Raw genomic sequence first — 23519 nt, 5'->3', positions numbered from 1 at the left:
CAAGGCTTTCTTGCTTGCGTCCACTATGTGATTTTCGAACAGCAACCAGTGGTTGTTTGTTCAATGGGGTTACGGCGGTTTTAGCGGTTGGGAAACACCCGGTTACATTCCGAACCCGGAAGTTAAGCCTTCCAGCGCCGATGGTACTGCACCCGTGGGGGTGTGGGAGAGTAGGACGCCGCCGGACAATCTTTTTGTGGAGGCCATCCCTTGTGGGGTGGCCTCCACGTGTTTCTGGGGGTGTTCCCCCCGGGGGGGCAGGTCGGGCGGATGCGCCGGCCGACGTAGGACCGTGCCCGAGACCCCCGGTCACAGCAGACCCCACCGTTCATCACTCCCCAGCCACCAGCACGCCCCGCTACCGGCGTGGCGAAGTCTTGGCGGGTTAGTTGATGCTTCTTGTCACTACTTGATCAATCCGCCTTCGCTGCCGCAGTTCTATCCCCTGACGGCAGCGGTGAGGAGGGGTTCGATGCGGAAGGGGATCTGGGTGGAGAGCGCGATCGTCGTGTCGGTTCGCTGGATAGCCGGGGATGCGAGAATCCGCGCGATGATCTCCTGTAGGTGCGGCGTGCTGTGTGCGACAACCCGGCAGAGCAGGTCGGCCTGGCCACTGGTGCCGTATACCTCCAGGATCTCAGGGATCTCGGCCAGGGTGTGTACGGCCTCGGTGAGCTTGCCCTGAGCGATCTGAAGGGAAGCGAATGCGAGGATTGGGTAACCGATCTGCTCGGTCACGACGGTGGGCCCGAAGTCGCTGATCACTCCGCGCCCGGTGAGCTTCTCCAGCCTTGCCTGGACTGTGCCTCGGGCGACGCCGAGTAGTCGGGCGAGTTCGGTGAGTCCGATTCTGGGGTTGGCGCGCATGGCGACAAGCAGGCGGCTGTCGAGCGAATCCAGCATGGGTTCGAGAGTACGCTTCTCTGATCGAATCGACCAGTGAAAGACCCAGGGAATACCTGATATTGAGCATCTCGCCCACTTTGATTGGTCACTCTTGCCAGCCAAACCGCGTCTTGCTGTCATATAGAAGTATGTTCGAGGAAGCACAGTACTTCGCCCCGGTAGAGACGCGTGACGACGGATCCGTTGTCGTCGAGCTGGCCAAGAGCCACCCGGGGTTCGCGGACGCCGTCTATCGCGAGCGTCGTAACGCGATCGCCGCGCTGGCGCTCAACCACACGCGGGGGGAGCCCATCCCGCATGTCGACTACACCGCCGAGGAGCACCACGTCTGGGCGCTCGTCACCAGCGAACTGGCGGTGAAGCACCGTATGTACGCGGTGCGGGAGTTCCTCGCCGCGGCTGAACGACTGGGTCTGCCCAGGGATCGCGTACCGCAGCTCCAGGAGGTCGGCGAGCTGCTTGCGCCGATCACCGGATTCCGTTATCTGCCGGCGGCGGGGCTGGTCCCGCTGCGGGATTTCTACGGTGTGCTGGCGGATGGCCTGTTCCACTCCACCCAGTACATCCGGCACCACTCGGTGCCCTTTTACACCCCGGAACCGGACATCATCCATGAGGTGATCGGGCATGCGAGCACGCTCGCGTCATCCCGTTTCGCCGAGCTGTACCGGTTGGCGGGTCGGGCCGCACGTCGGGTGGAGACGGATGAGGCGTTGGAGTTCGTCTCCAAGGTGTTCTGGTTCACACTGGAGTTCGGCGTCATGTGGGAGGGGGCCGAGCTCAAGGCGTACGGCGCGGGCATCCTCAGCTCCTATGGCGAGATCGAGGAGTTTCGTGGGATGGACATCCGTCCGCTCGATCTTTCCGCGATGGGCACCACGCAGTACGACATCACGAAATATCAGGAGGTGCTCTTCGCGGCGGCCTCGCTCGACCATCTCGAGGACGTCGTCGGCGCGTTCTGGGACACCTGCGACGACGACGCCGTCGCCCGGCTTGTCTCGGCCGTTTGATCGCCACGGCCCTTTCGAAGCACGCTCTCTGTCATCGATCATCGGTGATCCTGGGGTGGGGTCGGGAGGTCACCCCCGGACGGCCTGGGCCGGGTAGGGTCAGCGGGCGCTGGGGCCGACGATGAGCAGCGCGTCTCCGACGGCTCGCTCGGCGCCGTCGGACGGGTGGTTGACGACCTTCTTGCCGATCACCATCGCGGTTGAGCCGCCGCCGTCGAGATTGATCGCGTCACGCGCGCCCAGCCACTTCATGAGCGCGGCCGCCTCGAAGAAGGATGCGCCGACTGTCTTGCCGGGATCGCGTCCATCGACGACCGCGATGATCAGCTTGCCGCTGCTCGTGACTCCGGCGAGCGTGCGCGGGTGACGCCGCACGATCATGTTGACGTTCGCCATGCCGTCGCGGGAGGCGGTGATCGAGATGTGGCCGCCGCGGACGAGGCCGATCGCTCCGCCGATGATGTTGGTCTGCGGGGTCAGCGGGATGGTCCTCCTGGTCCTCAGGTCCGTGACTGTCGTCGTGACCCGGACGGTCGAGCCTTCCGTGGCGTATTCCCAGAGCCAGTCCGCCGCGGCGCCGACGCCGTGCAGCACCCGGGTACCCGGGACGACCCTGCCGCCCTTGCCGCCCGCCGAGCGGACCGCCACAACCTGGCCCGATGCGTCCAGCACGGCCTCGGCGCCGTCGTCCTTGGGCGTCGCCTGGCCGAGCTCCTCGGTGTACATGACGAGCTCGTCCGGTTTGGGTACGCGGTTGACGCCGGTCACCTGTACGGCGGATCCGCTGCTCGACCGTGCGACCACCGTGGAGGACAGTTCGGTGATGCGTGCCGTACGCCCCTGGAACACCAGCCCGACGCGGCCGGGTACCGCCTCGCTGAGGAGTTCGCCGCCGACGACCGAGATCCCGGTGGGATCCCCGCGGAATGCCGGCAGTGTGTGGATGTCGAAGAACCCGCCGTTGACCGCGGCGATGGCCTTGGCCGAAGCGGCCATTTCCGAGACCTTCTCCCGTTTGGCGGTGCTCTTGCCGAGCGAGGACTGGAACGACCCCCGGAACGTCCGAGGGTCGACGGTGATGACCCGGATGCTCCACGGGCCGGTGGTGGCGAACCCGTCGTCGCCCTGCCAGTCGACCTTGGCGGATATGCCGGCTTCCTTGAGCTGTTTGACGACCTTGGCCGCCGCGGCCTTCTCGTCCAGCGGCCAGTTGCCTACGCGTACCATCCAGTAGTCGGCCGCCGGGTAGTCGGCTACGGCGGGCCTGGTGAACTTCACGATCGTGGGTTCCAGTCCTGCCGCCTGGACCGCCTCCGCCTGAGCCTGGGCGGTGGTCTCGGACATGAAGTCCTTGCCCGAGACCACCACGCTCACGGTGTAGCCGTCCTCCGACTTGCCGTGTTTCAGCACGAAATAGCTGATGCCGGGGGCGAGGCTCTTGGCCGTCGACTTCGGGATCCCCGGTACGCCGAGGGGGAACTCCGTCGTCGGAAGGCCGGCGACGGAATCGGCGAGTGCCGGGGCCGAGAAGGTGGTCATCGTCACGGCCAAGGCGGTGGCTGCCATGGCCAGGCGGCGTCTCATGCGTTCCCTCTCTCCGCGTGATGATCCTTGATCGGACCATCGTGGCGAGGACAGGACGCAAGATGCGGCAAAACGCCAAAAAAGCAACAGAATTGACCCCGACTTTCCCACAAAGCCCCATAAAACGAATAATCAGCGTAAATGGTCGATTTTCGGAACGAACGGTACGGCTAGGGCGTGTGGGTGTCGATCTCCCGGGCCTGCCGTACGAAGTCCTGGGCGGATCGGGCCTCGACGTGGATCAGAGTGCCGTTGCGGCGGCGGGACATGCCCCAGTAGCGCATCGTGGCCTGGCCCCACCAGATCGTCCACTTGGGGAAACGGGCGGACAGGGCGCGCACGACGATCGCCGGGCTGACTTGAGGTTCGACTCTGCGCTGCACTCTTCGAGCAAACACGATTCGCCCCGTGAGTACGAGCCTACACAGGGTAGCCGGTGTCATAGCTTTTATACCCGGGGATGCAGATCTGCCTTCTGGTGTGTTCCATCTACGCGCCGCTCGTCACGCACCACTCGGCCGTTCAGCCGTTCGAGCTCTTCGGTCGTGAGGTCGAGGTCGGTCGCGGCCAGCGAGTCGAGGATGGACGCGGGCCGGCTCGCTCCCGGGATCGGAATGATCACGGGCGACGTGTGCAGCTGCCATGCGAGGGAGACCCGCTGGGGGCTCACTCCTCGCGCGACCGCCACGTCGTCGAAAGCCTCGCACTCCGAGCCGAGACCCTTCGCCGCGCGCATCCCGCCGAACGGCCCCCAGGAGAGGAAGGCCAGGCCAAGCTCCTCACACAGTCTGACCACGGGTTCGCTGGTCCGCACGCGGGGCGAGTGCTCGTTCTGGACCGATACCAGAGCCTCGCCGAGGATCTCGTGGGCCAGCCGAACCTGTGCCACGCTCGCATTGGAGATGCCCACGCGTACGACGAGTCCCTCGTCATGCAGTGCTTTCAGAGCGCCCATGCTCTCCGCGTACGGCACCCGCGGGTCCGGGCGGTGGTGCTGATAAAGCGGGAGGGCGTCGTAGCCGAGTCGGCGCAGGGATGCCACGCAGGCGCGGCGCAGGTGCTCGGGCCCGCCGTCGATCCACCAGGTGTCGGTTTCGGGGAAGCGCAGATGGCCGCCTTTGGTCGCCACCACCACGTGCTCGGTCGAACCGGGGTAGTGCCGCAGGGCCTTGGCGACGATCAACTCGTTCACGCCGTCTCCGCCGCCGGCCGGGCCGTACACGTCCGCGGTGTCGAGCAGGGTCACGCCCGCGTCCAGGGCGGCGTGCACGGTTTGGATGCTCTGCTTCTCGTCATAGCCGCGGACCTGGGTCAAGGTCATCGCGCCCAGCCCGATCGCGGAGACCGCCAGGTCGCCGATCCGGCGGGTCCTACTGTGAGAATCGGTCATTTGCCCACTGCCGTCCAGCCGCCGTCCACCGGCATGCAGACTCCGGTGGAGAACGCGGCGCCGAGCAGCAGGAACTCGATCGCCGCGGCCATCTCGTCTGGAGTGCACAGGCGCCCCAGCGGGGTGCGTGCCTCGGTGGCCGACACGTCGTATCCCTGGTCGATCATCTCCTGGACCATGGGGGTCAGCGTGTGCCCCGGCGCGACGCTGTTGACCCGGACGCCGAGCGGGGCCCACTCGATCGCGAGGTTCTGCGTCAACTGCGCGATGGCCGCCTTGGCGACGCCGTAGTCGGCCTGGTTGGCCCACCCCCGGTAGGCCGTCGTCGACGAGATGGTCACGATCGATCCGCGCTCGGAGCGGTCGCCGCTCCCGGCGTCGCGTTCCGACAGTCCGGCGACGAGCGCCCGGGCCGCGACCAGGGTTCCGACGAGGTGGACGTCGAGCACCCGCCGGTAGGCGTTCAGATCGAGCTCCAGGGCGGGCTTGTACTCTCCCCGGATGCCGTGGCTGGTCACCAGGCGAGTCGGGACTCCCGCCGTCCCGGCGGACGCGGCCAGGGCCGCTCGTACGTCGAGTTCGCGGGTGACGTCGACCTCGAAGGACCGCAGCACCCCGTCGGGCAGGTCGGCGGCGTTCATCGGCTGCATGTCAAGGACGGTCACGGCCAGTCCCCGATCCAGCAGCCGCCGCACGACGGCCAGGCCGATCCCGCTGCTGCCGCCTGTGACGACCGCGTGTTCTCTGGGCATGGACACCTCTCTCAGGAAGCTTGCGTCGGGGTGGCCGTGGGGGGTTCCACGAGCTCTACTCGCACCCGGTCGGGGTCGAGCACGTAGACGACCCGGCAGCCGGCCATGGGGCCCACCCCCGCCACGATGGGGTCCGACAGGGCGATGACGCCCTCCTCGCGGAGCCGGTCCAGCGTCCGGTCGAGCTCGGCCACCTCCACCGCGACGTGCACGGCTCCGACACGGCCGTTCTCCGGGTCGATCGGGTCGGGGTTCCCGCCGACATACTGCAGTAACTCCACCACGCAGTCGGCGCGCAGCGGACGAGCGAAGGCCTGGCGGACGACCACCCCCGGGTAGCCGGTGACGGCATCCACCTGCGGACCGCTCCGCTCGAAGGTGCCCAGATGCGACATGCCCAGCAGCCGTATGTAGAAGTCGAGTGACCGCTCCAGGTCGGAGACGGTGAGGCCGACATGGTGGATGAGGGTCAAAGCGCTGCCTCGCTTCTCAGCAGGTATGTCGGATCACATTAACCTAATGCTTGCTTGATTGACGCAGCCTCGTGCATGCTATGGCAACAGGCCGACCAAGCGCTTGCAACGCACGCCATGTGCTGGTCATCGGGGCTGTCCCGTGCCGCTCACGCGGACCGAATGTCAAGGAGGAACCACGTGGAAGAACGGATCACCTACGCGCGGGCGACGCACGGTGAGGAAGAGATCCAGGCGGTCGTCGACGTTCTCCGCAGTGGCCCCCAGTGTCTGCGCATCGGCAAGAACGTGCACGAGATGGAGACCCGGGTGCCGGCGCTGAGCGGCAAGCGGTACGGCGTCATGTGCAACTCGGGTTCGTCGGCTCTCTATCTCGCGATCGAGCTGCTCGACCTGCCCGAAGGGAGCGAGGTCATCACCTCGCCGCTGACCTTCTCCACCGATGTGGCCCCGATCGTGCGCGCCGGCCTGGTCCCGGTGTTCGTCGATGTACTGCCGAACACCTTCAACGCCGACCCCGGCAAGATCGAGGCGTTGATCTCTGATCGGACCGGGGCCATCCTGATCCCCAACCTGGCCGGGAACTGCCCTGACTGGGACGCCATCCGTGGGATCGCGGATCGGCATGGGCTGAAGGTCATCGAGGACACCTGCGACGCGCTGGGGTCCCGCCTGCGCGGCACTCCCACCGGTTCCCGCGCCGACATCTCCGCCACGAGCTTCTCGATGTCGCACATCATCACCACCGCCGGCACCGGCGGCATGGTGATGATGGACGACGAGCAGAGCCGAGACCGGGCCCTGCTGCTGCGCCGCTGGGGCCGGCGCTCGGAGCCGAACCTGTTCGGCGACAACGGCATCGGCCGGGTGTTTCGTGAGGACCTCGACGGCGTCGACTACGACAACGACTTCATCTTCGACACCCTGTCGTGGAACTTCGAGCCGTCCGAGGTCGGTGCGGCGTACGGCGTCGTCCAGCTCAACAAGCTCGAGCAGAACTTCAAGCGGCGCAAGGAGATCTTCGCCAAGTACACCGCCGCGTTCGGTGCGTACCCGGAGTTCTTCACCACGCCGGTGGAGACCGAGGACCTCGACACCGCATGGCTGTGCTACCCGGTGATGGTCAACGCGGACGCTCCGTTCACCCGTAGCGATCTTCAGGAGGGCATCGAGGCCCAGGGCATCGACACCCGCACCGTGTGGAGCGGCAACGTCACCCGGCACCCGATGATGAACGGCGTCGAGTTCCGCCAGCCCGCGGAGGGCCTGCCGGAGGCGGACGCGGTGTTCGAGCGCGGCATGTCGCTCGGCATGAGCCACGGCCTGACCGAGGCGGAGGTCGTCCGGATCGCCGAGGCCATTCACACGTTCGCCTCCCGCTGGAAGTGACCGGCGCCCTGCGGTAAGCGGCTGCTACATCGAGACCATTGGAGGGTGAGGAATGAAGAGTCGTTTTTCCATGATGGCCGCGCTTGTCGCAGGCGCGGCACTGGCGCTCACCGCGTGCGGGTCGTCTGATTCGTCCGCGGACAAGGGCGCCGGCGGTGGCACCGGGGAGCCGTACCGGGTGCTGGTGATGGGCGGGCTGAGCGCGGACGGCGTTCTCAAGAACAACGCGCAGACCTCGATCCTTTCCGCCAAGGCGGGCGCCGAGAACGTCAACAGGAACGGCGGCGTCCTCGGGCACAAGGTCGAGATCACCGTCGTCGACGACGGCGCCAACCCGACCGTGGCGGTGACCAAACTGCGTGAGGCGCTCGCCTCGAAGAGCAGGCCCGACCTGGTCCTCAACTCCGGTCCCTCGACGATCGCGGCGGCCACTTTGCCGATCTTGAAGCAGAACAATGTCCTGTCGTTCAACATCGGGCCGACCGAGGACTCCGCCGATCCGGCGGCCTTCCCGCTGAACTTCGACCTGTCGGCGTCGCCGACGGACTATGCGAAGGGCTTCGTCGCCTACCTGCAGCAGAAGGGCTACAAGTCGGTCGGCGTCATCCACGGCAGCAGCGCGTACGGTGTGACGTTCGGGCAGCGGATCGAGAAGGCTCTCACCGATGCCGGGATCACCGTGGTGGCGAACGAGGAATACGACGTGGCCGCCCTGGACATGACGCCGCAACTGCAGGCGATCCAGGCCAAGAATCCTGAGGCGCTGGTCATGGACGGCTACGGCGGCCCGGTCGGATACCTGCTCAAGAGCCTGGAGAAGCTCGGCTGGGACATCCCGGTCGTCGGCAACAACTCGATGGCGGCCACCGGCCTGATCTCGTCCAAGCCGCCGGCCGGCGTGCTCGGCACCGACCAGGTCAAGAACCTCGTGATGGAGGTCTACATCAGCACCCGCCACGACCCGGCCGACACCCGCGTCAACGAGGCGGTGAAGACCATGACGGCGCTGGGGGAGATCCCCTCGACGCTGATCAACGCCTACAACTACGACGCGCTGCCGCTCGTGGCCGCCGCCGCGGAGAAGGCCGGAACCGCCGACGACCCCAAGGCGATCGCGACGGCGCTGGAGGATCCCGCCGTGCAGGAGAAGGCGGTGACCGCGATCCTGCCGCGGTACAACTTCTCCGCCCAGTCACATGAGCCGAACGTGGGAGCCGACGCCTTCACCTTCATCGCGCCGTCGGAGCTCAAGAACGGCCAGTTCCAGCCCGGCGAGTCCGGGCAGTGAGGTCGCGGTAGCGTGACGCTGATCTGGGGCGGACTGGCGCTCGGTGCCGTGTACGCACTCGTCGCGATCGGGTACAACATCGTCTTCACCTCGTCGAAGACGTTCAACTTCGCCCAGGCGCAGTTGATGATGGTGGGCACGTTCGTCGCGTACACGGGCCTGGTGACCCTCCGGCTTCCCGCCGTCGTGGTGGCGCTCATGGCCGCCGGCGCGGTCTTCGTGGTGGCGGCGCTGGAGGAGCGCATCGCCATCCGCCCGGTCAAGGAGCCCGAGGCGGTGCTGGTCACGACGCTCGGCGCGTCGATCCTCATCGACGGCGTGACGCAGCTGATCTGGGGATCGCAGCCGCTGACGGTGCCGTTCTTCGGGTCCGACGGCGTGCTGACCCTGCTGGGCGGCCGGGTCTACCCGGTGGAGATCGCACTCATCGTCGTGACGATCCTCATCGTGGCGGTGCTGGCCTGGCTCAGCAGGCGCACGCTCCTGGGCCTGGCGCTGCTGGGCATGGCCGAGGACCGGGAGGCGGCGATGCTGCGCGGGGTGAACGTCCGGCGGTTGGCATTCGGCGCCTTCGCGGTCACCGGCGCGCTGGCCGGGGTGCTGGGGCTGTTCGTCGGGCCCAAGACGTTCGCCGTGGCCACACTGGGCGCCTCGCTGGCTCTCAAGGGGTTCGTCGTGGTGGCGATCGGCGGGTTCGGCTCGATCCCGGGGACGCTGGTGGGCGGCCTCATCGTCGGCATGGTCGAGGCGCTGGCCGCACGATACCTGGGCAGCGAGTACGCCAACATCTCGGTCTTCGTCGTACTCATCGTCATTCTGATGACGCGCCCGGCGGGTCTGTTCGTCCGCGCCCGGGAGAGGACGGTCTGACCATGACACAGAGCCCGATCACGGCCCGCGGCCCGATCCTGGAAGTGTGGCGGCTGCTGCGCGTGATCCCCTCGTGGATCTTCCCGCTGGCCGTCGGGATCATCGTGCTGGTCTTGCCCGCCCTGGGGCTGGACTTCGCCACCACCCGGCAGATCCAGCTGGCGTGCGTTCTCGCGCTGCTGGTCAGCGGATTGAACCTGAGTCACGGGTATGCGGGGGAACTCGCCCTGGGACAGGCCGCCATGTACGCGGCCGGGGCCTACACGGCGGGGCTGCTGTCCAAGGCCGGGCATACCGACATCACGCTGCAGTTCCTGCTCGCCGGGGCGGCCGCGCTGCTGGTGGGCCTGCTCAGCGGTATCCCGGGGCTGCGCCTGGGCGGCTGGTCGCTGGCGATGACGTCGTTCTTCCTGATCCTGCTCGTACCGGACATTCTCGCGATCTTCAGTAAGCAGACCGGCGGGCGCAACGGCCTGAGCGGGATCGAGGGCCCGACCCTGTTCGGCACCGCCCTGGATGCCGATGCCTTCTATCACGTGATCGTCGCTGTCACGATCGTCTGGTTCGCGGTCATGCGGAACATCGTGGTGTCCCGGCACGGCGTGGCCTTCCGGGTGCTGAAGAAGAGCCCGGTGCTCGCCTCCTCCATGGGCATCTCGGTGTTCCGCATGAAGCTGCTGGCCTATGCGGTGGGGGCGGTCCCCGCGGGGCTCGCGGGCGCGCTGTTCGCCAACCTCGACCTGTACATCTCGCCTGAGGCGTTCGGCTTCGTCGTCGCGGTCACCGTGCTGGCGGCCTCGATCCTGGGCGGTTCCACCAGCGTGTACGGCGCGGCCCTCGGCGCGGCGATCATGCAGTTCGGGCCGAACCAGGCCACAGAGTTCAAGGAGTACGCCCTGGTGTTCACCGGGGCCTTCCTGATCGTCGGTGGCGTGCTACTCAAGGGCGGACTGGCCGGCCTGTGCCGGGGTGTGGTCAAGCGGCTCGACCGGCGGCTCCAGGCAGCCAACGCCACGCGATCGGTGGCACCGGCCGGGCACGACGACACCGGTGCTCCTGCCATCGGCACCGATGAAATCAAGGGTGCGTCGCTCGAGATCGATGGGCTGTCGAAGAGCTTCGGCGGAAACCAGGCCCTCAAGGACGTCCGCCTGTCCGCGCCCCCCGGCCGGGTGACCGCGCTGATCGGTCCCAACGGCTCCGGCAAGACCACCCTGTTGAACATGGTGTGCGGCTTCTACCGGACCGATTCTGGGACGATCAAAGTCGGGGAGCGGCAACTGCAGGGGTCCGCGCCGTACCGGGTCGCCCGGGCCGGGGTGGCCCGTACCTTTCAGACCCCGAACATCCCCGAGGGGGTGACGGTCCTGGAAGCGGCCTCCTCCGGGCGGTTCAGCGGACATCGGGCCTCGGTCTTCGACGCGATTTTCCGTACGCCCCGCTTTCGCCGCGTACGGGCCGGGGACCTGCACGAGGCCGAGCGTGCCCTCACGCTCGTCGGCATGTCCCATCTGCGTGACGAGGAGGCGACCTCGCTTCCGTTGGGCATGCGGCGGCTGCTGGAGGTGGCGCGAGCCCTGGTCGCCCGGCCGGGAGTGCTGCTGCTGGACGAGGTCGCCTCCGGCCTGGACGAGGATGAGGTCGCCAGGCTCGCCGGCCTGATCAGGCGGATCCGCGCGGCGGGTGGGACGGTCGTGCTGGTCGAGCACAACTTCCGCCTCGTCCTCGACCTCGCCGATGACATCTTCGTGCTGGCCCATGGCCAGGTGATCGCCTCCGGGCCGCCCGAAGCGATCGAGAAGAACCCCCGCGTGCTCAGCGAGTACCTCGGCATCGACACCGAGTCGGCCGGGGGCAGGGCCAGGGTCGCCGAACTGACCGAAGCCCATTCGGGCGGCGAGGGGGAGAGCCGATGACTACGCCGCCGACCATGCCGTCGACCACGCCGGGGAGCGGCAGACAGCGGGAAGAACCGCTTCTGCGGGTCCGGAATCTGGCCACCGGCTACGGCGACCTGCGGGTCGTATGGGACGTCTCCTTCGAAGTGCGGCCCGGGCAGTTGACCGTGCTGCTCGGCCGCAACGGCGCAGGAAAGACCAGCACCCTGCGGGCCGTTTCCGGTCTCAACAAGGCATCTGCCGGGACCGTGCACCTCGCGGGCCGGGATGTCACCCGGATGCCCCCGCATCAACGGGTGCGGCTCGGTATGGCCTACGTCCAGGAGGGCAAGCGGGTCTTCCATCAGTTGACGGTCGAGCAGAACCTCCTGCTGGGCGGATACCCGCGCGGAATGCGCCGATCGGCCCTGCGCGACGAGGTGCAGCGGATCTACGAATTGTTCCCCGTGCTCGGGAGCAAGCGCACCCTGCCCGCGGGCAGCATGTCCGGCGGGCAGCAGCAGATGCTGGCCATTGGTCAGGCACTGATGGCCAAGCCCCAGCTGCTGCTCCTGGACGAGCCCTCGGGCGGACTCGCACCGGTGATCGTGTCCGAGGTCATGGAGCGGGTCGAGTCGCTCAAGGAGACCGGGCTCGGAATCCTCCTCGTCGAGCAGGCCGTCGAGGCGTCCGTACGGGTGGCCGACCACGTCGCCGTGATCGACATGGGCAGGGTCGTCCTGTCGGCTCGGGCCGACGAGGTCGACGACCTCCACGTGATCCGTGACGCGTACTTCGGCAGGGCTGGTCAATGAACCACGTGATTGCCAGATCGATCGATTTGTCTCTTTGGGAGGGGCTGCTGTGACTGATCCATTGGTGCGGTTGGACGACAAGGTCGTGTTCATCACCGGTGCGGCGGGAGGTCAGGGCGCCGAGCATGCCCGGCTGTGCTCGCGCCTGGGCGCGCGGGTGGTGCTCGCCGATCTTCAACAGGAAGCCGTGGCCGCCGTGGCCGGCGGACTTTCGGGAGAGAGCCTCGCCGTCGCCCTGGACGTCAGCAGCGAGGAAGCCTGGGATGAGGCGCTGGCACGCACCCGTGAGGCCTTCGGCCGGGTGGACGTGCTGGTGAACAACGCCGGGCTGTACCGGCTGGGTGCCCTGGAGGGACTGCCGCGCGGTGAGATCGAAGCCGCTCTGGCCGTGAACCTGGTCGGTCCGCTGCTCGGCATGCAGCGCGTCGTGCCGCTCATGCGAGACCGCGGCGGCTCGATCATCAACGTCGCCTCCACGGCGGCCCTGAGCGGGTACGCGGCGGCGATCGCGTACGGAGCGTCCAAGTGGGCGTTGCGCGGTGCCACCCGTTCGGCCGCCAAGGAGCTGGGTGTTCACGGGATCCGGGTCAACTGTGTGTGTCCCGGAGCGATCGACACGCAGATGATCTCCGAGGAGACCCGGGCGGGACGCGGTTCGGTGGCGGGCCAGCCGATCCCCCGGGCCGGTCGGCCGGACGAGGTGTCCGCCCTCATCGCCTTCCTGGCCAGCGATGCCAGCAGCTACTGCACCGGGCAGGACTTCGTCATCGACGGCGGCCAGAGCATCTGAAGCGGTCAGGGGTTCTCACGGCGGAACGTCTCCAGGGCCAGCAGGGCGACGTGCAGGGAAAGACACGACTCCACGTCGTCCAGGTCGGTTTCGAGGACACGTTCCAGCCGCCGCAGCCGATCGTAGAAGGCGGGCCGGGACAGGTGCGCCTTCTGAGCGGCGACCGCCTTGTTGCGTCCCGCGTCGAGGTAGATCCGCAGGATCCTGGTCAGGTCGCCGTGCCGCTGGGCGTCGTGCGCCAGAAGCGTGCTCAACTCGCGCTCGGCGAACGTCTGCAGTCGGGCGTCGTCGCGCAGCAGATGCAGCAGGCCGCGCAGCCGCAGGTCCGGCAGGCGGTAGAACGCCCGGCCGTCGGGCTGGCGCACCGCCACCTCCGCGACCTGCTCGGCCTCCAGGAAGCTGCGCCGTACATCCTTGACCGACTCGACCACGGACCCGGCGGCCAGCACGAACGGAGAGGCGAAGGCGGCGCGCAGGCGCTCGGCCAGCGCACCGAGCGTCGCCTCGGCCGCCGTGCGCGGCGGGAGCGGCAGCAGCACGCCGACCCGGCTCTGGTCGAGCGCGCCGACCAGCGCGGGGAGCTTGACTTCCCGGCAGGCGGCGGCCGTCGCCTCGGCCAACTCGCCGAGCCGGGCCTGCTCGCCGAGCGCGGTGCCGGGTGGCGCGGTGAGCCGGACCACGGCGCTGATCAGCCGGCGGCCGGTGAGCGGCACGCCGACCGCGCGGGCCCGGGCGGCCGCCTCGTCGGGATCGGAGAAGGCGTGGGTCAGAATGCCCGCGATTATCGTGCCGTGCGCCTGCCGCTCAAGGGACTCCTGGTGCCGCTCGATCAGCCGGCCGAGGGCGAGCGTCGTCGCCGCGCGCTCGGTCAGCACGATGTCGTGGGGAGTGGGCGGGGCGTCGCAGAACATGATCAGTCGTCCCCAGTCCTGCCCACGGGCGCCGACCATCGTGACCAGCCAGCCGGCCGCGGCGTCGTAGGCGGTCCGCTCCGTGGGCGAGACCGAGCGGGACCGCGTCTCCCAGTTGGCCAGGATGACGCCGGTGTCGGCTCCGGCGGCATCGCACGCGAGGACCTGGTGAGCCAGATTCTCCAGCAGAACCGGGCGGCCGGAGAAGCGGGCCACCTGGCCGAGGACCTCGGCCGGGGCGGCGCCCTCGACGGACAGCTCGGTGAACACCTCGTGGAGTTGTTCGGAGGCCCGCAGCTCCTGCAGTTGGATGTCGATGATCCGCGCGTGGACCGACTCGGTGATCTGGACGAACGGCGTCTCCCGCGCCAGCGTGATCAGGGGAAGCCCGTGCTCCTCGGCGGCCTTGACAACGGCGGGGGGCAGCTCGCGTACGAACCTGCGGCCCAGCTCGACGATCAGGCCCGAGGCGCCGACGGCGGCCAGGTCGGAGACGTACTCGGCGAGCTTTCCCGGCTCGCCCGGCAGGGCGACACCCGTGGTCAGCACGAGTTCGCCACCGCGCAGCAGATGCGCGATGTCGGCGATCTCACCCACGTGGACCCAGCGAACCCGGGTGTCCAGCCGGTCGACGCCCGCGACCACATGCGGGTTGCCGCGCCGTACCGTGTCCAGCGCGAGCACGTCGGCGACCGTCGGTAACATGCCCCCGAGGCTACCTGATCATTATGTAAAGCAGATGCGGCCTCGAATGACAAGATGGAACACCGGGATGGCGTCTTGAGCTTGGACGCTCACGATCCGGCGATCGTCTCAGGTGTGGTCTCATCCCCGGTCGCACGCCTGTTCTCGCACAGGGGGTCGTCCACGCGACGGCTTCCGTGGCCGGGCGGCCGCCGCTCCGGATCCAGCCGCCGTGCGTCCAGACCGTCGAGGAGTGCGAGCAGGCCGTAGTCGAAGCCCACCTGCGCCGCCGTCGCGGGATCGAAGCCGGCGGAGGAGCACGCCGTGAAACGCTCGAGCACGTTGGGAAAATGCTCGGCCAGCCGCTCCACCATGGGGCGGATCGCGGTCTGGGCTTCGCCCAGGCTCTCGCCGGACCGCCTGTTCGCGCCGCGCCAGGCCGCCTCGGGCAGGCCGGAGCCGAGGGCGTAGGAGAAGACGGCCGTGAACGCGTAGTCGATGTCGTCGCCCTGGAACCCGGCCCGCCGGCATGCTCCCACCAGCCGGTCCACCGCCGTCATCGCGTTCGGGCCAAGGCTGGGCAGCACGCCGATGACCCCGATGCACCACGGGTGCGCGATGATCATCCCGCGCAGGCCCCAGGCGACGGCCCCGGCGGTTTCGCGCCAGTTCGCGTCCGCCGGCACGTGCACCTCGCCGTAGATCTCGTCGAGGGTCAGTTCCAGTAACTCGTCCTTGTTGGCCACATGCCAGTAGAGGCTGGTCGCGCCGGCGCCGAGTCGCGCACCGAGCTTACGCATGCTGAGCCCGTCGAGCCCCTCCTCATCGAGCAACTCGATAGCGGCACGGACGATCTGATCACGGCTGAGTCCCTGCTCACGCCGCTCCGTGCGCTCGCGGGCCCAGACGGAGGAGAAGGGCTTCGCCGACATCTCCCCAGCATATTTCCTCGCACACCGTACGGGAAATATCGTACAGTGTGCGAGGCTCGGGTCGAACGCTGTACGAGACCAGAAGGCTTATAAGAAGGAGAGATCTCGTGTCCCATCCCCGCCGATGTGGTCGCCCTGCTGGTCCTGCGCGGCGGGCCCGCCGTACGGCCCGCTCCCGAACCGCAACCCGTCGCCTCGTCCTGAGGGGATGCGAGTATTTACCGAACTGTAAGGTCAACTCGAAAAACGGCGACATGTTGACGGGTGTGCCATTACTCCTAGCAGCAGGGATACTCGAAGCATGCCGGACTCGCCCAATTCCACACCGATGTCGCAGACCGACGGTCTGCTCGCCCGCCACCGCGCGGTCATGCCCAACTGGGCAGGCCTGTACTACGACGAGCCCATCGAGATCGTCAGCGGCAAGGGCAACCGTGTCGTCGACGCCTCCGGGAAGAGCTATCTCGACTTCTTCGCGGGCATCCTGACCAACATGATCGGGTACGACATCCCCGAGGTGCGGGAGGCCGTGGAACGGCAGCTCGCCACCGGGGTGGTGCACACCTCCACGGTCTATCTCCTCCGCGGGCAGATCGAGCTGGCCGAGAAGATCGCCCGGCTGTCGGGCATCCCGGACGCGAAGGTGTTCTTCACCAACTCCGGCACAGAGGCGAACGAGACCGCCCTGCTGCTGGCGACGTACGCGCGTGGATCCGACCAGGTGCTCGCCATGCGGCAGAGCTACCACGGCCGATCGTTCGGCGCGATCAGCGTCACCTCCAACCGCTCCTGGAAGAACAACTCGCTCTCGCCGCTGAACGTGCACTTCCTGCACGGCGCGGACCAGCACCTCGCCCAGTTCCGCGGGATGTCGGACGCCGACTACGTCGCGGCGTGCGTCGACGACCTGCGCCACGTGCTCGCCACCGCCGTCACCAAGGACGTCGCCGCGCTGATCGCCGAGCCGATCCAGGGCGTCGGCGGCTTCACGATGGCCCCCGACGGCCTGTTCGCCGCCTACAAGGAGGTCCTCGACGAGGAGGGCATCCTGTTCATCTCCGACGAGGTCCAGACGGGCTGGGGCCGTACCGGCTCGGCGTTCTTCGGCATCCACAATCACGGCGTGACCCCCGACATGATGACGTTCGCCAAGGGCCTGGGGAACGGCTTCGCGGTCGGCGGCGTGGTCGCCAGGGGTGACCTGATGGACGGCCCGCACGCCGCCGGCGTCGCCACGTTCGGCGGCAACCCGATCTCGATGGCGGCGGCCGGGGCCACCCTCGACTACGTCCTCGACCACGACCTGCAGGCCAACGCCGCCAGGACCGGTGAGATCATCATCGGCGGTCTGCGCGAGGCCGCGACCCGCCTGCCCGTCGTCGGCGACGTACGGGGCAAGGGGTTGATGTTCGCCGTCGAGTTGGTCGACCCCGCCACCGGGGCGCCGGCCCCCGCGCTCGCCGTACGCTTCATGGAGGAGACCAAGAAGCTCGGCCTGCTCATCGGCAAGGGCGGCCTCTACGGCAACGCTCTGCGGATGGCCCCGCCGCTCACGCTCACCGAAGACGAGGCCCGTGAGGGGCTGGGCATCCTCGTCACCGCTCTGGAGATCATCAATGACGAAGCTCGTTAACCACTGGATCGACGGCGCCCGCTCCGGCGGCGCAGGAGGGGCCGCGGACATCTTCAACCCGGCCGCCGGCGAGGTCGACGGACAGGTGGTCCTGGCGACCGTCGAGGAGGTCGACGCGGCGGTGGCCGCGGCCGCCCGCGCCTTCCCGGCCTGGCGCGACACGTCATTGACGAAGCGGACCCAGATCCTCTTCCGCTTCCGTGAGCTGCTCGACCGGCACCGTGACGACGTCGCCGCGCTGATCAGCTCCGAGCACGGCAAGGTGCACTCGGACGCGCTCGGCGAGGTGGCCCGCGGCCTGGAGGTCGTCGAGTTCGCCTGCGGCATCCCGCATCTGCTCAAGGGCGGGTTCTCCGAGAACGTCTCGACCCGGGTCGACTCGTACTCGATCCGCCAGCCGCTCGGCGTGGTCGCCGGGATCGCTCCGTTCAACTTCCCGGCCATGGTGCCGATGTGGATGTTCCCGGTCGCCATCGCCTGCGGGAACACGTTCGTGCTCAAACCGTCGGAGCGGGACCCCTCCGCTTCGCTGCTGATCGCGGAGCTGTGGCAGCGCGCGGGGCTGCCGGACGGCGTGTTCAACGTCGTCCAGGGCGACAAGGTCGCGGTGGACCGGCTGCTGGCGCACCCGGACGTGAAGGCCGTGTCGTTCGTCGGCTCGACCCCGATCGCCCGATACGTGTACGAGACCGGCACCGCGCACGGCAAGCGGGTGCAGGCGCTCGGCGGGGCGAAGAACCACATGCTCGTCCTGCCCGACGCCGATCTCGACCTGGTCGCCGACTCGGCCGTCTCGGCCGGCTTCGGCTCCGCCGGCGAGCGGTGCATGGCGATCTCGGTCGTGCTCGCCGTGGATCCCGTCGGCGACGAGCTCGTGGAGAAGATCGTCTCCCGGGTACGGAACCTCGTGATCGGCCCGGGTGACGACCCGACCTCGGAGATGGGCCCCCTCGTCACCGCCGCTCACCGCGACAAGGTCGCCTCCTATCTCGACATCGGCGTCCAGGAGGGGGCCAAGATCGTCGTGGACGGCCGGGAGACGCCGGTCACCGGCGGCCGGGGGAACGGCTTCTGGATCGGGCCCACGGTGCTCGACCACGTGGCACCGGGGTCCCGCGTTCATCGGGAGGAGATCTTCGGCCCGGTGCTGTCGATCGTGCGGGTGCGGTCGTACGAGGAGGGCCTGCGGCTCATCAACTCCGGTGAGTACGGCAACGGCACAGCGATCTTCACCAACGACGGCGGTGCGGCCCGGCGCTTCCAGAACGAGGTCGAGGTCGGCATGATCGGCATCAACGTGCCGATCCCGGTGCCGATGGCGTTCTACAGCTTCGGCGGCTGGAAGGACTCCCTCTTCGGGGACACACACGTCCACGGCACCGAGGGGGTCCACTTCTACACCAGGGGCAAGGTCGTCACCTCGCGCTGGCTCGACCCCTCACACGGCGGCATCAACCTGGGCTTCCCCACCAACGCCTGATGCCCTCCGCGCGGAGCCGCGCCGCGCACTTCACGCGGACGCGGCTCCGGCCCGATGGTCATGCTCTGAACGCATGCCGACGGGTGCCACTTCTAGCTCGCTTTTCTCGCCTAGAAAAGGTGGGGGAGCGGCGCAGTAGGCTCATGGCGAGATCGTGTCGGGGTTCGGGGGGGTCGTTCGCGTGAGCCGTACGCACCGACTGGTGGTCGCCGTCTCGGTGACCGGGTTGCTGGCCACGGCATGCGGCGGGACCGGCGAAGGCGGACAACGCGCCGCGAGCGTAGGGCAGGAGGCCGCGACGCCGGGCACGCCGGTGGCCGGGCAGGCGGCCGAGCGCGTCGCAGCCGCCGTCCTGCCGGCTTCCGTCTCTCCGTCTCCGTCACAGTCTCCATCGCCGTCCGCATCGGCGTCGCCATCTCCCTCCGCGCAGACGTCCGGGCCTGGCCCGGCGCCGCTCGCGTCGATCGGTCCCGGCGAGCGGATGGTCCGCGTGCTCGCGCTCAACGGCTACGTCGAGTGGGGCGGCACCGACCCCAAGGTCAGCTGGGTCGGGGAGTTCGAGAAGACGACCGGTTGCAAGGTCAGCCTCAAGTCCTACGACCCCTCACGAGACGACGGGGCAGGCGTGCCCGCCCCGTCGTCCTTCGACGCGATCTCGGCACCGCCCGAGGTCGCGGGAAGGCTGATCGCCGAGCGGAAGGCCGCGCCGCTGAACACCGCGCTGCTCCCCGGTTACGGCGAGATCCCCAAGCGGCTACGCGAGTCGTCGGCCGAGGACGGCCAGGTGTACGGCGTGCCGTACCTGTGGGGTCTCAACGAGGTGCTCTACGACTCGAGCGAGGTCGAGCCGGACGGTGCGGACGCGATCTTCGAGGACGATGGGCCGGTCATGTTCAGGGACAACCCGCTGTCGCTGGCCGACGCCGCGCTGGTGCTGAGAGATCGTGGCGCGCGCATCAAGGATCCGTTCAAGCTGACCCCGGACCAACTCGACGCGGCGGCTGAGCTGTTCGACAAGCCGGGCAAACGGGTCTTCTGGACTGATCCCATCGATGTCGTCAAGGGCTTCGCCACGGGTTCCGTACGGCTCGCCCACGCCACGCCTTACCACCGGGACGTGCTGAGCCGCGGCGACAGGCCGGTGCGAGCGGTCGGCGACCGGCCCGTGACCGGCTGGGTCGACTCCTGGATGGTGTCGGCACAGGCCGCCCACCCATCGTGTGCGTACCGGTGGCTGACCTGGACGAGCTCGGCGGACGTGCAACGTCAGGCGTCGGCCTGGACCGGGTTCGCCCCCGCCAACCCCCGTGCCTGCACCGGCCGCGCCCGGCGGCTCTGTGTGGACTACCGGGTGGGCGAGCCGGGCGAGTTCAAGGGCGTCTACTTCGCTGTCCGCCCCGCCGACTACGACCAGTGGATCGCCCGCTGGTCCCAAGTGGCCGGCTGACCCCCACCCCCCCTCACCCGCCCCCCCCACACCGTGATCTTGCGAATTCTGTCACGCCAGCGGCCTGACGTGCATAAACCCTTACAGTGATCTTGCAGAAACTCGCACACATGATGATTGACCAGGGGTGATGCCTTCCGTGATCTTGCAGTGCAAGATCAGGGAGGTGGTTTGGGCAGGTCAGCGGTGGGCGTTGCGAGTATTCGCAAGATCACGGGGAGGGGGTGGGTCAGCTGGTCGATGGCGGTCTTCAGGCTGGCGCCGGTGGCGTCGGCGAACGGGCCGCCCGGGTAGTCGACCAGCCAGACGCGCAGCATGTCGGACATTCCCTGGGGGCTTGTGCACGAGCTCGCCGGACAGGGAACCGGGTACGGCTGCCACGGGGTGAGCGGGCCGGCGACGGCGGGTCCCGGCAGGCCGGGCGGCATGATGTAGACCACGCCGAGCAGCGTCGAGGAACCGTCGGGCTTTTCGTAGTAGACCAGCGCTTCGGGCCGTGCCGGGTCGAGGACCGCGCCGTCGTCGAGCAGTGCGGGCTTGGCGAGCTGGCGCACGCCCTCCCCCTCCGTCCAGCTCTCGTACCCGTCCTTTTCCGCGTCGCGCTCGGTGGGCCAGCGCTTGGTCGCCTCCCGCCTCGTCACCTCCAGCAGTGCGTTGGCGGCGCCCGCCTGCGCGTCCGTGTTCTGGGTGTCGGATGCCGCCGCGGCGGTCCCGTGATGGTGGTGGCCGAGGTGTGGGTCGGCGGGGCTCGTCGAACTCGCCGACTCCGCCAGTGCGGTGGAGACGGAAGCCGCGATCGACGGGGTGAACGAGGCGGCGACGCCGGCGGCCACCAGGCCGGACAGCGTCGCCACGCTGAGGCGCCTCACCCAGGGTCGCCCAGCCCAGGACAGCACAGCCCAGGAAAGCACAGCCCAGGAAAGTACGGCGGCTGGCCCGGTTCCAGAAGGCAGAGTTCCAGAAGGCAGAGTTCCAGAAGGCGGAGTTCCAGAAGACGGAGTTCCAGAAGACGGAGTTTCGGAAGGTACGGTTCCCGGCGGCGTCCGGCGCTCGGCCAGCACGAGCGAGCCCGCGATCAGCATGACCTCCAGGGTCGCGCACAGCAGGTCGGGCGCCTGTGCGGGCTGCGGCGTCCACGCGCTGGGGCCGAAGGGGAGCCCGGCCGTCGTGCCGACCAGCCAGATCACGAGCACCGCCAGGTTGAAGAACGCGCCGGTCAGGAGCACGTTCTGACCGGCGCCCCGCCCGGTGAGCGCGGCCGCCGCCCAGGCGAGCTGGGCCCAGCCCACGAAGGCGAAGAAGACGCCGTGAACCAGGGACGCACTGAAGTGACCGGGCATGACGCCGAAATGGATTGCGGCTGCTCCGGCCGACAGCGCGGCCAGCGTCGGCGCCGATGGTGACGCGGCGGAGATCCGCGTGTCGTTCATGCCCCAATTATCGTACTTTGCGATCTCCGAGCGGGAGACCCAAGGAGTGATCAGGATGTGGCGGCGCGGGAACGGCGCGGCAGTGGCACCTTGCCCTCGGGCGCGGGCAGCAGAGCTTCGGCGCAGTCTTCGCAGGCATGAACGGGGGCGTTGTCGGGGAGCAGGCCGACCCTGACGCGGGGGCGGGGCCACTTCTTGTGGCACACGACACAGGCGTCACCGTCACGTTGCGTCGTCGTCAGGCCGACCGGGTCGAACGTCAGCATGAGCCTGCCGACGCCGTTCGGGTTCCAGGCCATTGGAGGTCCCCCCTCGATCGCGTATCGGAACCGTTATAACGCGGTTACCCTTCGTGATCGGCGCGTGGTAGGCCAAACTCCGGTTAAATCGCGGCATGGCACAAGCCGTATGACAACAAAAGGGACACCCAGCATTAACCCGGGTGCCCCTTTTAGTGTTGTTTAAACGGTGTTGTCCCCTCCAAGGATGTTCTCCAGGATGGAGAGGCCCTCTTCGAGCAGGTGATCCGGGATGACCAGCGGCGGCAGGAAGCGCAGCACGTTGCCGTAGGTCCCCGCGGTGAGCGCCAGCAGTCCCTGTGCGTGGCAGCGCTGCGCGATCTGCCCGGCCGGCACCGGATCTCCGGTCGCCGGGTCCGTCAGTTCGATCGCGATCATCGCGCCGCGCCCGCGCACGTCGCCGATGATGGGGGAGCGCCGCTGAAGCGCGCGCAGGCGGGGCAGCATGATCTCGCCGATGCGCCGGGCGCGTTCGACGAGCTTGTCCTCCTGGATGGTCTCGATCACACCGAGGGCCGCCTCGCAGGCGAGCGGGTTGCCGCCATAGGTTCCACCGAGCCCGCCGACGTGCACGGCGTCCAGCAGTTCGGCGCGACCGGTCACGGCGGCGAGTGGCAGGCCGCCCGCGATGCCCTTGGCCGTGCAGATGATGTCCGGCACGATGCCCTCGTCCTCGCAGGCGAACAGATCGCCGGTACGCGCGAAGCCTGTCTGGACCTCGTCGGCGATGAAGACGATGCCGTTCGCCCGGCAGAACTCAACGATCTTCGGGAGGAAGCCGCGCGCCGGCACGATGAAGCCGCCCTCGCCCGCGATCGGCTCGATCACGACGGCGGCCACGTTCTCCGCGCCGATCTGCTTGTTGATCATATCGATGGTCTGGGCGGCGGCCTCGTCCGCGCAGTTGTCCGGCCCCGTCGGCCAGCGGAACGGGTAGGCCAGCGGCGCGCGGTACACCTCGGGCGCGAACGGCCCGAACCGATGCTTGTACGGCATGTTCTTGGCCGTCAGGGTCATGGTGAGCAGCGTCCGGCCGTGATAGCCGTGATCGAACACCACGACCGCCTGCCGCCCGGTGGCATGCCGCGCCACCTTCACCGCGTTCTCCACGGCCTCCGCGCCGCTGTTGACGAGGAACGTCCGCTTCTCGTGGTCGCCTGGCGTCAGTTCGTTGAGCTTCTCGCAGACCTCGACGTACGACTCGTACGGCGTGATCATGAAGCAGGTGTGGGTGAAGTCGGCGACCTGCCGGCTCACCCGCTCGACCACGCGCGGGGCCGCGTTGCCGACGTTGGTGACGGCGATGCCGGAGCCGAAGTCGATCAGCGAGTTGCCGTCGGCGTCGACCACCACACCGCCACCGGCGTGGGTCACGAAGACGGGCAGCGTGGTGCCGATGCCCGGCGGCACGGCGGTCTGCTTGCGTGCGAACATCTCCCGGGACCGGGGGCCGGGGATCTCGGTGACGAGGCGGCGCTCCTGGGGAAGCCCCGGGCCGCCTGCCGTGGTGGCAGTGCTCATGCTTTCGAAGGTATGGCCGCACCCCTGATTCTCCC

21 protein-coding genes and 1 rRNA gene are annotated in these 23519 nt (G+C 68.4%); 11 read left to right on the top strand and 11 right to left on the bottom strand.

All coding sequences use genetic code 11. The annotated features are described in order from the left end of the window. Positions 1 to 70: 70 nt before the first annotated feature. Positions 71 to 187, top strand: a 5S ribosomal RNA gene (gene rrf / locus ACFHYQ_RS03840). Between the two features lie 251 nt (positions 188 to 438). On the opposite strand, the gene ACFHYQ_RS03835 is transcribed toward rrf, so the two are convergent. Next, the gene (locus tag ACFHYQ_RS03835; protein WP_394299617.1) at positions 439 to 903 is read right to left on the bottom strand and encodes an Lrp/AsnC family transcriptional regulator; all 465 of its coding nucleotides are present in this window, start codon (positions 901 to 903) and stop codon (positions 439 to 441) included. Between the two features lie 131 nt (positions 904 to 1034). On the opposite strand from ACFHYQ_RS03835, the gene ACFHYQ_RS03830 reads away from it, so the two are divergent. Next, positions 1035 to 1919, top strand: a complete 885-nt coding sequence (locus ACFHYQ_RS03830) for a phenylalanine 4-monooxygenase (RefSeq protein WP_394299616.1) — start codon at positions 1035 to 1037, stop codon at positions 1917 to 1919. A 99-nt stretch (positions 1920 to 2018) separates the two neighbouring features. Here the strand turns inward: ACFHYQ_RS03830 and ACFHYQ_RS03825 are convergent, their stop codons facing one another. From ACFHYQ_RS03825 to ACFHYQ_RS03805, 5 genes are all read right to left on the bottom strand, one after another. Continuing rightward, positions 2019 to 3503, bottom strand: coding sequence for a phosphodiester glycosidase family protein (locus tag ACFHYQ_RS03825; protein WP_394299615.1), 1485 nt, complete (start codon positions 3501 to 3503; stop codon positions 2019 to 2021). A 170-nt stretch (positions 3504 to 3673) separates the two neighbouring features. Next, positions 3674 to 3886: a hypothetical protein gene (locus ACFHYQ_RS03820; protein ID WP_394299614.1), complete on the bottom strand. Its 213-nt coding sequence runs from the start codon at positions 3884 to 3886 to the stop codon at positions 3674 to 3676. 65 nt (positions 3887 to 3951) lie between these two features. Continuing rightward, a complete protein-coding gene (locus ACFHYQ_RS03815) occupies positions 3952 to 4893 on the bottom strand; it encodes an aldo/keto reductase (protein WP_394299613.1) in 942 nt (313 codons plus the stop codon). Then, the gene (locus ACFHYQ_RS03810; protein ID WP_394299612.1) at positions 4890 to 5645 is read right to left on the bottom strand and encodes an SDR family NAD(P)-dependent oxidoreductase; all 756 of its coding nucleotides are present in this window, start codon (positions 5643 to 5645) and stop codon (positions 4890 to 4892) included. Before ACFHYQ_RS03810 ends, ACFHYQ_RS03815 begins: the two co-directional genes overlap by 4 nt. 11 nt (positions 5646 to 5656) lie before the next feature. Next, positions 5657 to 6118, bottom strand: a complete 462-nt coding sequence (locus ACFHYQ_RS03805) for a VOC family protein (RefSeq protein ID WP_394299611.1) — start codon at positions 6116 to 6118, stop codon at positions 5657 to 5659. 180 nt (positions 6119 to 6298) lie between these two features. On the opposite strand from ACFHYQ_RS03805, the gene ACFHYQ_RS03800 reads away from it, so the two are divergent. Genes ACFHYQ_RS03800 through ACFHYQ_RS03775 form a run of 6 tightly spaced genes read left to right on the top strand, consistent with a single transcriptional unit; the run spans position 6299 to position 13147 of the window. Beyond that, positions 6299 to 7507 carry a DegT/DnrJ/EryC1/StrS family aminotransferase gene (locus ACFHYQ_RS03800; protein WP_394299610.1) on the top strand — a complete coding sequence of 403 codons (1209 nt, stop codon included), beginning with the start codon at positions 6299 to 6301 and terminating at the stop codon, positions 7505 to 7507. A 52-nt stretch (positions 7508 to 7559) separates the two neighbouring features. Next, positions 7560 to 8795, top strand: coding sequence for an ABC transporter substrate-binding protein (locus tag ACFHYQ_RS03795; RefSeq protein WP_394299609.1), 1236 nt, complete (start codon positions 7560 to 7562; stop codon positions 8793 to 8795). 12 nt (positions 8796 to 8807) lie between these two features. Continuing rightward, on the top strand, positions 8808 to 9665 hold the full coding sequence (locus tag ACFHYQ_RS03790; protein WP_394299608.1) for a branched-chain amino acid ABC transporter permease: 858 nt from the start codon (positions 8808 to 8810) through the stop codon (positions 9663 to 9665). A gap of 2 nt (positions 9666 to 9667) precedes the next feature. Continuing rightward, positions 9668 to 11581: a branched-chain amino acid ABC transporter ATP-binding protein/permease gene (locus ACFHYQ_RS03785; RefSeq protein WP_394299607.1), complete on the top strand. Its 1914-nt coding sequence runs from the start codon at positions 9668 to 9670 to the stop codon at positions 11579 to 11581. Then, a complete protein-coding gene (locus ACFHYQ_RS03780) occupies positions 11578 to 12357 on the top strand; it encodes an ABC transporter ATP-binding protein (RefSeq protein WP_394299606.1) in 780 nt (259 codons plus the stop codon). Before ACFHYQ_RS03785 ends, ACFHYQ_RS03780 begins: the two co-directional genes overlap by 4 nt. Before the next feature lie 49 nt (positions 12358 to 12406). Beyond that, positions 12407 to 13147, top strand: coding sequence for an SDR family NAD(P)-dependent oxidoreductase (locus ACFHYQ_RS03775; RefSeq protein WP_394299605.1), 741 nt, complete (start codon positions 12407 to 12409; stop codon positions 13145 to 13147). A 5-nt stretch (positions 13148 to 13152) separates the two neighbouring features. Here ACFHYQ_RS03775 and ACFHYQ_RS03770 read toward each other — a convergent pair whose 3' ends face one another. Together ACFHYQ_RS03770 and ACFHYQ_RS03765 are read right to left on the bottom strand one after the other, a co-directional pair. Further along, a complete protein-coding gene (locus tag ACFHYQ_RS03770; RefSeq protein ID WP_394299604.1) occupies positions 13153 to 14763 on the bottom strand; it encodes a PucR family transcriptional regulator in 1611 nt (536 codons plus the stop codon). A gap of 89 nt (positions 14764 to 14852) precedes the next feature. Next, on the bottom strand, positions 14853 to 15674 hold the full coding sequence (locus ACFHYQ_RS03765; RefSeq protein WP_394299603.1) for a TetR/AcrR family transcriptional regulator: 822 nt from the start codon (positions 15672 to 15674) through the stop codon (positions 14853 to 14855). 370 nt (positions 15675 to 16044) lie between these two features. Here ACFHYQ_RS03765 and ACFHYQ_RS03760 point away from each other — a divergent pair, with 370 nt between their 5' ends. The 3 genes from ACFHYQ_RS03760 (at position 16045) to ACFHYQ_RS03750 (ending at position 20234) form a co-directional block, all read left to right on the top strand. Further along, the gene (locus tag ACFHYQ_RS03760) at positions 16045 to 17307 is read left to right on the top strand and encodes an aspartate aminotransferase family protein (protein WP_394299664.1); all 1263 of its coding nucleotides are present in this window, start codon (positions 16045 to 16047) and stop codon (positions 17305 to 17307) included. Continuing rightward, positions 17291 to 18787, top strand: a complete 1497-nt coding sequence (locus ACFHYQ_RS03755; protein WP_394299602.1) for a CoA-acylating methylmalonate-semialdehyde dehydrogenase — start codon at positions 17291 to 17293, stop codon at positions 18785 to 18787. Before ACFHYQ_RS03760 ends, ACFHYQ_RS03755 begins: the two co-directional genes overlap by 17 nt. A gap of 181 nt (positions 18788 to 18968) precedes the next feature. After that, positions 18969 to 20234, top strand: coding sequence for an extracellular solute-binding protein (locus ACFHYQ_RS03750; RefSeq protein WP_394299601.1), 1266 nt, complete (start codon positions 18969 to 18971; stop codon positions 20232 to 20234). A 158-nt stretch (positions 20235 to 20392) separates the two neighbouring features. On the opposite strand, the gene ACFHYQ_RS29355 is transcribed toward ACFHYQ_RS03750, so the two are convergent. The 3 genes from ACFHYQ_RS29355 to gabT all read right to left on the bottom strand — a co-directional run bounded on the left by ACFHYQ_RS29355 (position 20393) and on the right by gabT (position 23484). Next, on the bottom strand, positions 20393 to 21664 hold the full coding sequence (locus ACFHYQ_RS29355) for a hypothetical protein (RefSeq protein ID WP_446746288.1): 1272 nt from the start codon (positions 21662 to 21664) through the stop codon (positions 20393 to 20395). Between the two features lie 50 nt (positions 21665 to 21714). Then, on the bottom strand, positions 21715 to 21963 hold the full coding sequence (locus tag ACFHYQ_RS03740) for a hypothetical protein (RefSeq protein WP_394299600.1): 249 nt from the start codon (positions 21961 to 21963) through the stop codon (positions 21715 to 21717). A gap of 162 nt (positions 21964 to 22125) precedes the next feature. Beyond that, positions 22126 to 23484: a 4-aminobutyrate--2-oxoglutarate transaminase gene (gene gabT, locus ACFHYQ_RS03735; RefSeq protein ID WP_394299599.1), complete on the bottom strand. Its 1359-nt coding sequence runs from the start codon at positions 23482 to 23484 to the stop codon at positions 22126 to 22128. Positions 23485 to 23519 lie beyond the last annotated feature (35 nt).

The organism is Sphaerimonospora cavernae (assembly GCF_042435035.1).
GTDB lineage: Bacteria > Actinomycetota > Actinomycetes > Streptosporangiales > Streptosporangiaceae > Sphaerimonospora > Sphaerimonospora cavernae.
This window is presented reverse-complemented; position numbering and strand designations above follow the sequence as displayed.

Bases quoted from the DNA above. Each gene is read 5' to 3' on its own strand.
- ACFHYQ_RS03835 (WP_394299617.1), bottom strand. From the start codon at position 903: ATGCTGGATTCGCTCGACAGCCGCCTGCTTGTCGCCATGCGCGCCAAC.
- ACFHYQ_RS03830 (WP_394299616.1), top strand. From the start codon at position 1,035: ATGTTCGAGGAAGCACAGTACTTCGCCCCGGTAGAGACGCGTGACGAC.
- ACFHYQ_RS03825 (WP_394299615.1), bottom strand. From the start codon at position 3,503: ATGAGACGCCGCCTGGCCATGGCAGCCACCGCCTTGGCCGTGACGATG.
- ACFHYQ_RS03815 (WP_394299613.1), bottom strand. From the start codon at position 4,893: ATGACCGATTCTCACAGTAGGACCCGCCGGATCGGCGACCTGGCGGTC.
- ACFHYQ_RS03810 (WP_394299612.1), bottom strand. From the start codon at position 5,645: ATGCCCAGAGAACACGCGGTCGTCACAGGCGGCAGCAGCGGGATCGGC.
- ACFHYQ_RS03795 (WP_394299609.1), top strand. From the start codon at position 7,560: ATGAAGAGTCGTTTTTCCATGATGGCCGCGCTTGTCGCAGGCGCGGCA.
- ACFHYQ_RS03785 (WP_394299607.1), top strand. From the start codon at position 9,668: ATGACACAGAGCCCGATCACGGCCCGCGGCCCGATCCTGGAAGTGTGG.
- ACFHYQ_RS03780 (WP_394299606.1), top strand. From the start codon at position 11,578: ATGACTACGCCGCCGACCATGCCGTCGACCACGCCGGGGAGCGGCAGA.
- ACFHYQ_RS03770 (WP_394299604.1), bottom strand. From the start codon at position 14,763: ATGTTACCGACGGTCGCCGACGTGCTCGCGCTGGACACGGTACGGCGC.
- ACFHYQ_RS03765 (WP_394299603.1), bottom strand. From the start codon at position 15,674: ATGTCGGCGAAGCCCTTCTCCTCCGTCTGGGCCCGCGAGCGCACGGAG.
- ACFHYQ_RS03760 (WP_394299664.1), top strand. From the start codon at position 16,045: ATGCCCAACTGGGCAGGCCTGTACTACGACGAGCCCATCGAGATCGTC.
- ACFHYQ_RS03755 (WP_394299602.1), top strand. From the start codon at position 17,291: ATGACGAAGCTCGTTAACCACTGGATCGACGGCGCCCGCTCCGGCGGC.
- ACFHYQ_RS29355 (WP_446746288.1), bottom strand. From the start codon at position 21,664: ATGAACGACACGCGGATCTCCGCCGCGTCACCATCGGCGCCGACGCTG.
- ACFHYQ_RS03740 (WP_394299600.1), bottom strand. From the start codon at position 21,963: ATGGCCTGGAACCCGAACGGCGTCGGCAGGCTCATGCTGACGTTCGAC.
- gabT (WP_394299599.1), bottom strand. From the start codon at position 23,484: ATGAGCACTGCCACCACGGCAGGCGGCCCGGGGCTTCCCCAGGAGCGC.